17 protein-coding genes are annotated in these 12,051 nt (G+C 34.5%); 16 read left to right on the top strand and 1 reads right to left on the bottom strand.

What is annotated here, in order from left to right; genetic code table 11:
- On the bottom strand, positions 1-237 hold a 237-nt coding region (locus BM210_RS33600; protein ID WP_091168414.1), incomplete at its 3' end, for a hypothetical protein.
- 81 nt (positions 238-318) lie between these two features.
- Here BM210_RS33600 and BM210_RS33595 point away from each other — a divergent pair.
- From BM210_RS33595 to BM210_RS33520, 16 genes are all read left to right on the top strand, one after another.
- Positions 319-786: a histidine phosphatase family protein gene (locus BM210_RS33595; RefSeq protein WP_091177030.1), complete on the top strand. Its 468-nt coding sequence runs from the start codon at positions 319-321 to the stop codon at positions 784-786.
- 52 nt (positions 787-838) lie between these two features.
- Entirely contained in the window at positions 839-1,327 is a 489-nt protein-coding gene (locus BM210_RS33590) for a GNAT family N-acetyltransferase (protein WP_091177029.1), read from the top strand.
- Between the two features lie 96 nt (positions 1,328-1,423).
- Positions 1,424-1,759, top strand: a complete 336-nt coding sequence (locus tag BM210_RS33585) for a DUF962 domain-containing protein (RefSeq protein ID WP_256224217.1) — start codon at positions 1,424-1,426, stop codon at positions 1,757-1,759.
- Between the two features lie 51 nt (positions 1,760-1,810).
- Positions 1,811-2,524 carry an HAD-IA family hydrolase gene (locus BM210_RS33580; protein WP_091177027.1) on the top strand — a complete coding sequence of 238 codons (714 nt, stop codon included), beginning with the start codon at positions 1,811-1,813 and terminating at the stop codon, positions 2,522-2,524.
- A gap of 312 nt (positions 2,525-2,836) precedes the next feature.
- A complete protein-coding gene (locus BM210_RS33575; protein ID WP_091177026.1) occupies positions 2,837-3,334 on the top strand; it encodes a DinB family protein in 498 nt (165 codons plus the stop codon).
- 307 nt (positions 3,335-3,641) lie between these two features.
- The gene (gene hisJ, locus BM210_RS33570) at positions 3,642-4,460 is read left to right on the top strand and encodes a histidinol-phosphatase HisJ (protein ID WP_091177025.1); all 819 of its coding nucleotides are present in this window, start codon (positions 3,642-3,644) and stop codon (positions 4,458-4,460) included.
- Positions 4,461-4,721: 261 nt separating this feature from the next.
- Entirely contained in the window at positions 4,722-5,648 is a 927-nt protein-coding gene (locus BM210_RS33565; RefSeq protein WP_091177024.1) for an aminoglycoside phosphotransferase family protein, read from the top strand.
- A 79-nt stretch (positions 5,649-5,727) separates the two neighbouring features.
- The gene (locus tag BM210_RS33560) at positions 5,728-6,210 is read left to right on the top strand and encodes a GNAT family N-acetyltransferase (protein ID WP_091177023.1); all 483 of its coding nucleotides are present in this window, start codon (positions 5,728-5,730) and stop codon (positions 6,208-6,210) included.
- 245 nt (positions 6,211-6,455) lie between these two features.
- Positions 6,456-7,127 carry a hypothetical protein gene (locus tag BM210_RS33555; RefSeq protein ID WP_091177022.1) on the top strand — a complete coding sequence of 224 codons (672 nt, stop codon included), beginning with the start codon at positions 6,456-6,458 and terminating at the stop codon, positions 7,125-7,127.
- Positions 7,128-7,206: 79 nt separating this feature from the next.
- Positions 7,207-8,007 (top strand): VanW family protein, encoded by an 801-nt coding sequence (locus BM210_RS33550; protein ID WP_091177021.1) that lies wholly within the window; start codon positions 7,207-7,209, stop codon positions 8,005-8,007.
- 239 nt (positions 8,008-8,246) lie between these two features.
- Positions 8,247-9,065: a stalk domain-containing protein gene (locus BM210_RS33545; protein WP_091177020.1), complete on the top strand. Its 819-nt coding sequence runs from the start codon at positions 8,247-8,249 to the stop codon at positions 9,063-9,065.
- A 52-nt stretch (positions 9,066-9,117) separates the two neighbouring features.
- On the top strand, positions 9,118-9,780 hold the full coding sequence (locus BM210_RS33540) for a zinc dependent phospholipase C family protein (RefSeq protein WP_091177019.1): 663 nt from the start codon (positions 9,118-9,120) through the stop codon (positions 9,778-9,780).
- A gap of 66 nt (positions 9,781-9,846) precedes the next feature.
- Complete coding sequence (locus tag BM210_RS33535; RefSeq protein WP_091177018.1) at positions 9,847-10,191, top strand: hypothetical protein; 345 nt, start codon at positions 9,847-9,849, stop codon at positions 10,189-10,191.
- A 57-nt stretch (positions 10,192-10,248) separates the two neighbouring features.
- On the top strand, positions 10,249-11,028 hold the full coding sequence (locus BM210_RS33530; protein ID WP_177238168.1) for an alpha/beta hydrolase family protein: 780 nt from the start codon (positions 10,249-10,251) through the stop codon (positions 11,026-11,028).
- 131 nt (positions 11,029-11,159) lie between these two features.
- Entirely contained in the window at positions 11,160-11,678 is a 519-nt protein-coding gene (locus BM210_RS33525; RefSeq protein ID WP_091177016.1) for a copper amine oxidase N-terminal domain-containing protein, read from the top strand.
- Between the two features lie 63 nt (positions 11,679-11,741).
- Positions 11,742-12,051, top strand: a 310-nt coding sequence (locus tag BM210_RS33520; protein WP_177238167.1) for a transposase, incomplete at its 3' end; no start/stop codon positions are given.

The following is a 12,051-nucleotide window of genomic DNA, read 5'->3' as shown; positions in this document are numbered from 1 at the left end:
TTTTTCATTCTCATGTTCCAACTGCTTGAAATCTTCAGCTGTAGGGATAAAAGCAGCCTGTCTTTTGCTGGCTCCATCCAGTTGATCTACATCTTTACGGTTCAACTCTCTTGCCCACCGCAACACCATCTTGGGATCCAATTCGTGCTGTCGGGCTATAGCTGTAAAGTTCCCGATTTCTTTCCCTTTTCGAACGATATCCATCTTGAAATTAAGATCATATTGTACTCGTTTCATAACGTTCCCCTCCGTCTATTCATATTGTATTTGATTAAGGGGTGTACTGTCCAAAGCTTCTAGGGGGCTAAAAAGGAAACAATAACAGACATTTTAAAGGACGAAGGAATAAACGTTATTGTTTCAAGTCCTTATGCTCGAGCCATTCTAACATTGGAGGGGTTGGCCAAAGAGTTAGACTTAGATATTCAGATCTTTGAAGATCTTAGGGAAAGGCATTTCTTAGGGGAAGACTATATCATTTCTAATGAGGAATTTATGTCTGCTCTGAATAAAGGGTTTGATGACCTTGATTTAGTACTGCCAGGAGGAGAGTCAAACACTGTTTGTCAAAATAGATCAGTGGGAGTATTGAAAAATATTTTAGAAGAATACAAAGGAAAGAAAATTGCGATTGGTACACATGGGAATGTAATGACGTTGATGATGAATTATTTTGATTCGAATTATGGATTCGATTTTTTGAATCAAACAAAGAAACCAGATATCTATAAAATACAATTTAAAGACCTAGAAATAGAAGAGGTAACAAGACTTTGGAAAGAATAGAGTAATGTTCACTACAACGTTAGCCGAAGCCTTCAGAAAAGAGGAATTACCTATGACCTTGTTTACTATTCGGCCAATTATCGAACAAGACATACCATTTTTGTGGGATATGTTATATGAATCCATGTATATACCCGAGGGTCAAGAACCGGCTAGTAAAGATATACTAAAGCATCCCGCAATATCTAAGTATGTAGAGGATTGGGGACGTGTTGGAGATAGTGGGTTTATTGGAGTAAATCACTTAGGTCAATCGATTGGCTCGATTACTTTACGATATTTTAATAAAGACAATAAAGGCTATGGATATATAAATGATGAAACGCCAGAACTTGGAATGGGCATTAGAGCTGAATATAGAGGAAAAGGCTTAGGGACAGAATTACTAACAACCCTTATAAAACAGTCAAGGATCAATGGGATTAAGACAATCTCGTTAAGTGTAGATCCTAATAATCGAGCGATGGAATTGTATAAGCGTTTTGGATTTAGAGAAGTTGGGATGGTAGAAACCTCTATAACGATGAAAGTTGACTTATGAAGATTTAAAGGTGTGTGGGTAATTCAGAGTGAAATCGATTAACACTGTATCTGCGCTGCGGGGCTGCGATCCTTGGTTTGAAATGAGAGTGATATTTTGTTAAATCGAGTTCAAAGAGACTTAAATTATTATCTTAAAGCACATACGAACAAGTACAATAGAATCTTACATTATTTTGCTTTTTTATCCGCCTTTATTGCATGGATATTTTTGTTTATAGATCTAAGAGTGACCCTAGTACTTGCAATCTTCCATTATTTATTATCCTGGATCGGGCACTTTTATTTCGAGGGTAATAAACCAGCATCATTCCGGTATCCACATATAGGCTTTTACATTGGATTCACATGGTTTTTTATAAAGACCTTTGAAATATTAACAAGAAAAGAAATTTTGAATACATGGATGAAGAAGACTGATATGGAAATATAATGCTAAAAATTTAATTTTAAATACAAAAAATACATATTGGTGGAATAGCAAATGAAACCTAAAAAGATTAAAGCCATCTTATTTGATTCTGGGCGAGTTTTAAACCATCCAAGAACAGGGCATTGGTTTATCCCACCTAATTTTTTCAAATATGTTGATAAAGATAAATATGATCAAATAGAGCCTCATGTTTTACAAAAAGCATTTCAAAGCAGTTTAAAACTCATTGATGAACAAGTTTTTATTTTAACGGAACAGGAAGAATTTCAGCATTTTATTCATTTTTATAAACTTTTTTCTGAGCAATTACCGGAATTGAAATTGACAGATACACAGATTCAAAGTATAGCAAGAGATACGGTCTTTAATGATGAGAAATTTTATTTTCATGATGATGTGTTTGATGTCATACCTAAATTAAGTGAAAGTTATCAGTTAGGTGTTGTTTCAGATACATGGCCATCTTTGGAGAGGGTATTTAAAAATATTCATTTAAGGCATTACTTTTCAACATTTATTATGTCGTCTATGATTGGGGTTAGAAAGCCCGATCAATTAATGTTCACTAACGCACTTAAAGAACTTAAGGTTGATCCGGATGAGACTATCTTTATAGATGATAGTATTAAGAATTTAGAGGGCGCGAGGGAATTAGGCATCCATACGGTTTGGTTGTTAAGAGATAGAAATGAGGCTAGAGATGGGGATTACGTTAGTATCCATGATTTGTATCAATTTATGACTATACTTGAAAGACAATTTTGAGTGGTGCCAAAGGGAGTGGGATGAGTGCGTATACAGCCGTGTTCTCACGTTGAAGCTTGACCGCTCCATGTCTGCCGAGGCATTTCAAGGAATCAGACTCAGGCAGACAACCATACTAGACTAAGTGTTGGAGTTACCCTTTATGAGCACCTTGGGTTCGTGAATACATGAATATTATATGCAATTCGTGCGGCGGCCTAAGGGGCCGTTTTTTTATCTCTCTCGGAGAATATTGTAAAAATTAGTATCAAGTCATAGTACCTTATTATATAATTATGGTTGAAATTACCATTATATTATGGAGGGAATAGTATGGATGATTTTGAAAAATATTTATTTTCAACTAGAGAGCGATTGTTAAATGAGATTTCATATCTAAATGAAGATGAATTCAATCGTACATTAGAGATTAATACGTGGAGTATAGCTCAGATTTGTCATCATTTATTGAAAACGGAAACTTTGTTCAGAAAGGCAATTTTCTACGGGGTTGAACAACGGATTTTATCCAAAACAGAACGAAAACCGATTCAAATTGTGTTAGATATGTCTAAGAAGTTTCCAGCACCTAAGGTATCAGAACCTAGTTCTGGACCTTTTCAAGTTCCGCAGATCATTCAACTATTAAGCGACTCAAGAAATAAATTAATGGGTGTTCTTGATAAGATAGATGATAAATCCATTTTGAAAGAAATAGCCGTGAATCATCCAAGGTTTGGTGACTTGCCTTTAGATCAATGGATTGAACTGCTATATTTACACGAGCAACGACATATAGAGCAAATAAAAGATCTAAAAGCACTTAGCTAATACGACAGCTAAATTAATCGCCTTGTCAAAGGGCGGTTTTCTTTTATTCGATAATCAACAATAAACGAAAACAGAGCATTCATAATGAGAAAAAGTAATTTACTAGTTTAATGAAATGGAATAAGATGGAATATAGGATTGCATAATAATCTTGCCAATAAAGACGGAGTTCAACATAGTGATGATTTTTTGATAAGTGCTCTCATCTGTGAAGAATTTATCAGGTCGACTAAGACACGGACTTTTTAAAGGGAAGATTAGAAGTTGAAGGTATGATGCAAGAAGAGGACTGCATAGAGGAGTCGAGATGTTATTGAAATGGGATGGACATACACATACTAAATTTTGTTATCATGGGAGTAATGTTATCCAGGAGATGTATATAGATCGGGCAATTGAACTTGGTTTTGAGAGATATACTCTTAGTGAACACTCGCCATTACCAGTGGGCTGGATTGACGATATTTCCTTATTCAAGAGGCTAGCAATGCCAATTATGGAATTGCCACTATACATCCAGTACGCTAAGGAGATCAAGTTATTATATCAAGGGAAATTGGAAATTACCGTAGGTCTAGAATTGGATTATTTACCAGGGCAATTGTCTTTTACTGAGCGTATCGTAGAGGAATGGCTGGGGGACTTAGAGGACGTTATTTATTCTGTACACTATTTACCAGGTGTTGATGGTATTCATTGTATAGATTATACGGCAGATAACTTTCGAGAGAATATATTGGCTTTTTACGGTACTATGGAGAATGTTGTGAATACGTATTACGATCATGTGGAAGCAGCTATTACCTGGGTGTCCCATCTACCAATGCGAAAACGAATTGGCCATATTAATTTAATAGAGAAATTCGCTAATGTGTTGCCTGAAATTGAAGAAACGCAGATTAGAGTTCGGCTTGAAGCGATTATTCCACTCTTAGTTAAATCAAATGTAGGGATCGATGTGAACACAGCGGGGCTTAGGATGGGCACATGTGGTAAGCCCTATGTTCCTGAATGGTTTATAGTTGAATGTAGGAAACACAGAATCGCATGTATCTATGGCTCCGATGCTCATGCACCTGAGCATGTAGGTACAGGATGGGATTGGTTTAAAAAGCAGCATGATTAGGGTTGTTATAACACTGAAGGCAAAATATAAGGCACCGGTTCGTATAAATAGCATTTGAGATTGAATTCGAAGAGTCACCGATATCATATAACAACGCATTCACGCTACGTTAGCTATAAGCCCCTTGAGTATGCTCTAGAAACCCAAGTAAGCGCATTCAGCAGAAAACTCTATACTGCCTAACCGCGATGCAGTCAGCCGCTACATTCCTTTAATGCTCAAGGGCTCGTAACATAAAGACTTTATTGTTGAGGTGAAATCATGGATGATAAGATCCAGGAACTCTTATACGAAATTCAGCATAAAGTCGATTTTGATCGAGCTGAGATGCTTAATAAGGGCTACTCAAATGCAAAGAAATATATCTTGTACCAGTCTGCTCAACCACTATATTTACTACGTGTGTATGAATGGGATTCATATGCTCGTTGTTTTGAAGAATACAAATACCTTAAACTTCACATTGATAATGGCGTAAGGTGTCAGAAGCCCATATTTATGGATGTTTTACATGATTTGAAACTGTGTTATTTATTACTTACCTATACGGAAGGGGAGTGTGGAGACGAAGTTCTACCGTATTTAACACCCCAAACTCAATATCAACATGGATTAGCGGCAGGAGGAGAATTAAGCAAAATTCACAAGGTTGTTCACGAAGCACCCATAAATTGGGTTGAACGAAGAAATGCTAAATACATTCAGAAAAAAATGAAAGTTAACGAACTTAATATTCATTTTCATAGACAGGGCTACATCGAGAGTTATATTGAGGGTAATTTTGATTTACTAAGTAATAGTCCTGTGTGTTTTCAGCATGATGATTTTCACCCGTCAAACATGATTTTTAATAATAGTGAATTAGTTGGAATTATAGATTTTAGTAGATTTGACTGGGGTGATCCATGGGAAGAATTTTTCAAGTTGCCCAAGTATACTTGTTATATAAGTAAATATTTTGCTAATGGACAGGTTCATGGTTATTTTAATGGTAATATTCCAGAAGAATTCTGGTTGAAATATAATTTTTTCGTGGCACTAAACCAACATGCTACATTAATTGGTGGATTTCAGAATCATCAAACAAAAGAGACGCTGGACAAGATCAAATTAACAATCGAAACACATGATTTTTCTAATGGTGGTCCTCCGAAGTGGTTTCTTGAAAGTAAGACAGTGGCTCAATAAACTTCCCCTAACATCTCATTCTCGTTACATGGCTAATGCTCCTTAGTCTCGTCTAAATAAAATAAAAGAGGAATTCTATATGACTATAACAATCCGTTTTGCTCATCATGATGATTATAACGATGTATCAAACCTAGTAAGACAAATCCATCAGCTGCATGTTACGGCTCGACCAGATATCTATTCCCCTGATCCCAATCCAATGGATTCGGATTACTTTCTAAAACTTCTTGAAGAAGATAGATTTCAAGTAATTGTAGTTGAAGATAAAGAAGTAGGAAAGATAATAGCATATAGTGTGATTAGAATGGATGCTTCCCCACATCGTCCTATTTTTACTTCTAGAAAGTACATTTTTATTGATGATTTTTGCGTGGATGAGAATGAACGAGGGCAAGGCATTGGTAAGGAGTTATTTAACTTTATTATCTCTTATGGTAAAGAAATTTCGGCGACCTGTATTGAATTAAGTGTATCTGAATTTAATAAAGAAGCCATAGCTTTTTACGAAAACCTTGGAATGCAAACAAGAAGTAGAAAACTAGAACTAAATATTGAATGATTTCGTATCAATAGAGATCTGAAGGTGCAAACTTTCTCAACCATCGTATCTACGTTATGGTCTATAGACTGGGTCTGGCAGTGGGATTATAGGGATACAAGAACGTAAGGTGAAATAGTCGGAAATCTAAACACATGAAAAGAAGTGAACAAGAATAAATAAATAACTTTCAATCTAAAGATATTTTATCTAAAGCTAGACTATTAAGAAATATGTATTTAAATGGCTTATTAGGTGGAGAAATCATGCCTGAGGATGCCAGTCCTAAATTATCTAAGGACTCCGCGTTAAATTATTTATATTTTACATTACCGATGGCTTTAAATTATCAAAGGAATTCATATGCTTTATGGGCTTCTGCACTTAGTTCATATTCTGATGTTGAAACAAGAGAAATATTTAATTCACAATATGTACAGTCAATTGATGAAAGCAAATTACGTCAATTACTTATGAAATACAAGGTAGCACTCCAGCCTGTTAAGCATTGTGCTACATGGAGAACACTATGTCAAACGATCAACAATCATTTTGACGGTGATCTTCGAAACTTATTTAGTGAAAATAATTGGAATATCCCGAATATACTTGAGTACATTCAAAAGACTCACAAAAAGGAGTTTCCGTATTTAAGTGGCCCTAAGATATGCAACTATTGGCTATATGTTATAAGCAATTACACGGATGCCAAATTGTCCGGTACAGAAGCATTATCTATTGCACCAGATACCCATGTAATCCAAGCGACAATACAGTTGGAACTAATTGAAGCGAAATATGTTAATGATAGCAATGTTCAAAGTATTGTAAATCAGGTCTGGCGAGACTTATTAACGGGATCTGAATTATCATTAATAGATCTTCATACACCACTATGGCTATGGAGTCGAAACGGATTTCAAGAACTGATTAGTTAGTTTATCCAAATACGGTATTCCCGCTTTGGGGCTAACGCCCTTACTATTAATCTTAATAAGAAATCTGGTGATTTACACTATGAAGAAAATATTATTGAGATATTTCCCTTTTTTATATCGATTGAGAGTTCAACAACTGATCTTAAAGAGACATATAACTAATCTAAATCCTTCAATAAACTATGCGTCCGAAATAAGCAATGAGAAATTAAGCTTTATATGTATGAAACATAAGTCGGTCTTAAGAAGAGTATTAGGTCATTCAGATCCATCTTTACAAGAAAATAAAATAAATAACCTGAGAATAGCTCTACAACGAGTAGATGGAATTATGATAAAACCAGGAGAGACCTTTTCTTATTGGAGACTAGTTGGTAAGACAACAAAGAAAAAAGGATATATTGAAGGTTTAATGTTATCCAATGGAGAAGTGCGCACAGGAATTGGTGGTGGGCTTTGCCAAATGGCCAATATGCTATTTTGGTTGGCACTTCATACACCGTTAAAAATTAAAGAAAGGCATCATCATAGTTTTGATATTTTTCCTGACGACCGAAGAATTATTCCTTTTGGAACTGGCACAAGTGTGTTCTATAACTATGTAGATTTGCAATTTTACAATCCAACCAATTATACTTTTCAATTTCATTTATTTTTATCTGATGAATATTTAGAAGGAAGGATAAGCAGCAATAAGAAATTGGATTACAATTACAAAGTGAATGAAAGAAATCATAAATTTTACCAAAATGAGAACAAAACGTATAGGGAGAATGAAATATGGAGGTTAGAGATAAGCAAATTAGATAATCAACTTGTACATGAAGAATTAATAATTAAAAATAATGCAGAAGTAAAATATATGAAATCAAACAATTAGAGATGAATTCAGCGGTTTCAAGATGTCAGTTCCATCGAATAGCATAGTATGTACACTTCGGTTGCTACGCTTCCTTGATCTATCTGTGGTATTTTGAAAAAGTCGTATTAGACAGACAACTCCTGTGAGGCTGCGTCTAGGACTCAGTCGATACGCTCCTTTAGTGCTGTCGGGTTCGTAAATACAAGTACTTCAGTAGGAATACTGTTCTTATATTTTAGCTGTTTGGAGGGGGCATCTTGAAGTTGTTTATTAAATTAGGGATATCTATATTTGTAATATCACTCACTTTACTAACAAGTCAGTTGACTAGCTGTTACGCATGTTCGTGTGTACCTCAAACACTTAATCAATATGTAGAAAGAGCAGAATATATCTTCGTTGGTAAAGTTGTTGGAACAAGATTTATGAAGGACCCGAGAAAAGGATCTAACAATAATATGACGATAGAAACTACATTCGAGGTTAGTAAATCGTGGAAAGGGGGCGAATCATCCGACGCGGTTGTTTACACATCCTATAGTAGTTGTGGTTATTTGTTTAAGTTCCAACAAGAATATTTAGTATTTGCAGGTAAAGACATGGAAGTGTCCTATTGTACAGGAACAAAACCATTAGAATTAGCCGAGATTGAATTAAAGGAGCTTGGTCCAAGTAGCGAGATTCAGAAGGAACAACGAGAAGAAAACAATACTACCTTAGACATTATGCTAAACAATAAATTAATTGAATTTAAAGATCACTTACCTTATTTAAACGCAGAAGGAAGAGCAATGATCCCTTTATTAAGGGATGGAATACTTGATCAACTTGGTATAACTGAGAGTGCTTTTAACGATAGCAAGGATATCCGATTTTTAACTAAAGGTATAGAACTAACGATAACTGTAGGAACTAATTATTTATCTTTAGATAAAAAGGATAGCGTTTTAATGGACACGTTGGTCACGAGAAAGAATGGAATTGTCTATGTACCTATAAGATATATTTTAGAACCCTTCGGTTATAGAATTAGCTTGAATGAAGAAAACAAAGTTGTTGAAATCACTAGCAACTGATTTGGTAAGCAATTTAGTTTTTAATCATAAAAAATCAAAGGAGGTAATATAAGTGCCTTGGCCAATGGTTCATTTTGCAATAGCGACAAAAGTTTCTTTTTTTGATCCTTCACCTAGTTTTTTATTAGGCAGTATAGCACCAGACGCCATACATATGAGAGGTAATATAACAAGAAAAGAGAAAGGTATTACTCATTTAATGGATGAAGACAAGTTTCCGACTATTGAAGTTCTAAAAAAAGAATGCCTTTCTTATTTAAGCATCATGAATATGGAATTAGATTGGAAAGCGTATATTTTGGGCTATTTTGCTCATATCTATGCAGATATCAGATGGACTGAAACGATTTATGCCGAATTTGAAAGCGAATATCAAGGAGATAACAAAGAGATAAGGAAAATATACAATCAAGAGGTCAGTCAAGTTGAGTTTAATTTGTTAAGATCCGAAGAATGGGCACAACCAATTATTCATCGATTACAACATGCAAATGCATATTCAATCGAACCTTTGGTTACACAAAATGAAGTAAGTCAATATAGAGATATAAAGATAGAATGGCTTCTAGATGATAGTAATGAGCCAAAGCACAAGAACATCTATTTTAATGATGATAAAGTAAGGGATTTTATCATAAATACATCGAATGAACTGAATGTATTATTTAATGAATGGGGAATTAACCAATTTGAAGAAGTTAAGGACCTCAGGTAAATAAAACCCATAGAAGTACTTCTACCAGAAAAGTGTATAAGAACTCTTTGAAAGGATATATAAACCATGACACTATTGGGTATTTGTGCCGCTGTAGCAGCTGCCATTTTGATATCTCTTTTTCTTGGTCCATATGGATTATTAGTGCTTATTTCTATCATATTTGGATTAGTTTTAAGTACGCACATAAGAAGCAAAGAAATTCATTCCGATTTACAGAGAATCAAAGAGAAGCTAGGAATAGAAGATAAAGATGATTTTAATATGTCTAACGATGAGATTGAAGAGGAATTAGAAAAAGAACAATTAATTGAAAATCATGAAAACGAGTTAACAGATTTGGATATAGAGATTGAGAAGGAGTTAGAAAATTATATAGAAACAGACGATAAGGACAATAAGAAGACTTAATAATAGTTAGAAGAAGTTGAATTGGACCTTATGACTACAGAAAGGAGTAAAAAGAATATGAAGGATGTAAATCTTCAAAAAAGAATTGTATCGGATATTTCTATTATGGAAGTATTTGATTCAGAAAATAGGGAACAAAAGCCTATAATTTTTATATTTCATGGAGCTAGTGGAAGAACGGAAGCTGATTTAGATAAAGCGATGTTGCTTGCTAATGAAGGGTATTATGTAGTTCTAATTGATGCGTACGGTTATGGAGAATCCATTGATTCAGTTTATCACGATGAATATAATCCGAATGATCCAATGGAAATATTCAGAATTTATACGGAAACATCAACCTACATAAACAAGTTAGTTCATTACTACAGTGATGATTTTCGGGTTAATACTTCAAGAATAGGTTTACTTGGATTTTCAATGGGAGCACATATTATTTATTATTACTTGGCTAATCAAAGAATAAAGAATATTAAAGTCGCTATCCCCATCATAGGTTCACCAAACTGGAATCCAATAGTTGGAAGATTTATTAGATCAATCGATAGATTTGAGAAATTAAATAATGACAAGGAAATTAAAAAATATGAAGAACAAGTTTCAAAGATTAACCCTTATAATCAATTAATAAATCTGAAGAGCATTTATTTATTAATAATTAACGGTACTGTAGACCCGAAAATTGATATTAATGACATAAGGCAATTTTATTCTGATTTAAAACCCAATTTCGATAATGTTGAATACTTACAATTAATAGAATATAAAGAGGTAGGACACAAAGTAACAGAGGACATGATGAATAGTGCGTTAAGTTGGTTTAAGCTGCATTTATAATGAGTTGTGAATTGAGTTTTTTCTGGATTTGCAGAAAAGGGCTGATTTATCATATAACAGAGTACCAACTATGGGCGGGACGTTGGTCCCTTGGTCTTCCAGATGGATGCATAACAAAAAGGAGATTTTAAATGAAGAAGTTTATATTGGGACTTTTCATAGGAGGTTTACTTTTTTCAAATGTTGGAGCACATGCTGATTCTATAGCTGAGATTTTATACAATGTAAACGCTATAAGGATTAATAATGAAGAAGTTGAACCAACGAATAAATCATTTATCTATAAGGGATCTACCTATGTTTCATTAAGATTTGTATCTGAGACACTAGGTAACATCGTACGCTGGGATAAAGATAACCAAGAAATTGATATCTATACGGTAAATTCGTGCAAAGATTTAGAACCCATATATAAAAAAGAACAAAAGGGCAGCATAATAAATCTTCGCGAATCCAAAGAGATATGTATTAATGATAAAGTTGTCATTTTACCTGAAGATGTGTTTTATGAAGGTTTTAAAGTAAGTGGACATCCTGGAAATATATTACGAAGAAACAAATCCATAATAACAATAGGTAACGATGGGATGGTATTAAAACCATATATTGATGAAGAGGATAGAGGTAAAGAGCCGTTTAAGAGTCTGTAAAATAGATTGTGTAAACTCCTAAACCTATTAAAATGGAAGTATAGGAAAGGTTGGGGAGAATACATGGGATTATGGACAAAGCAGCAGCTCCGCGAGTTTATCAAGGAGAACAAATTGGTCACGGCTCAAGATGCCCAGAACGCATTGAAGAATCTGTTTGCAGAGACAATTCAGGAAATGTTAGAAGCGGAAATGGATACACACTTGGGCTATCAAAAGCATGAAATAGAGAATAAAACAACCACAAACAGCCGTAACGGTAAGAGTAAGAAGCGCGTAACCAGTGAATATGGTGAGCAAGAAATCATGGTTCCAAGGGATCGCCAGGGTGAGTTTGAACCGCTTGTGGTTAAGAAGCATCAATCGAATGTAA

It is taken from the genome of Paenibacillus sp. 1_12, from assembly GCF_900114475.1.
Taxonomy (GTDB): Bacteria; Bacillota; Bacilli; order Paenibacillales; family NBRC-103111; genus Paenibacillus_S.
Note: the sequence above shows the minus strand (reverse complement) of the source record. Positions and strands in the feature narration are given on the sequence as shown.

Excerpts from the sequence above, each read along its gene's own strand:
- BM210_RS33580 (WP_091177027.1), top strand. The coding sequence starts at position 1,811 with ATGAAACCTAAAAAGATTAAAGCCATCTTATTTGATTCTGGGCGAGTT.
- BM210_RS33575 (WP_091177026.1), top strand. The coding sequence starts at position 2,837 with ATGGATGATTTTGAAAAATATTTATTTTCAACTAGAGAGCGATTGTTA.
- BM210_RS33550 (WP_091177021.1), top strand. The coding sequence starts at position 7,207 with ATGAAGAAAATATTATTGAGATATTTCCCTTTTTTATATCGATTGAGA.
- BM210_RS33560 (WP_091177023.1), top strand. The coding sequence starts at position 5,728 with ATGACTATAACAATCCGTTTTGCTCATCATGATGATTATAACGATGTA.
- BM210_RS33590 (WP_091177029.1), top strand. The coding sequence starts at position 839 with ATGACCTTGTTTACTATTCGGCCAATTATCGAACAAGACATACCATTT.
- hisJ (WP_091177025.1), top strand. The coding sequence starts at position 3,642 with ATGTTATTGAAATGGGATGGACATACACATACTAAATTTTGTTATCAT.
- BM210_RS33535 (WP_091177018.1), top strand. The coding sequence starts at position 9,847 with ATGACACTATTGGGTATTTGTGCCGCTGTAGCAGCTGCCATTTTGATA.
- BM210_RS33565 (WP_091177024.1), top strand. The coding sequence starts at position 4,722 with ATGGATGATAAGATCCAGGAACTCTTATACGAAATTCAGCATAAAGTC.
- BM210_RS33555 (WP_091177022.1), top strand. The coding sequence starts at position 6,456 with ATGCCTGAGGATGCCAGTCCTAAATTATCTAAGGACTCCGCGTTAAAT.
- BM210_RS33530 (WP_177238168.1), top strand. The coding sequence starts at position 10,249 with ATGAAGGATGTAAATCTTCAAAAAAGAATTGTATCGGATATTTCTATT.
- BM210_RS33525 (WP_091177016.1), top strand. The coding sequence starts at position 11,160 with ATGAAGAAGTTTATATTGGGACTTTTCATAGGAGGTTTACTTTTTTCA.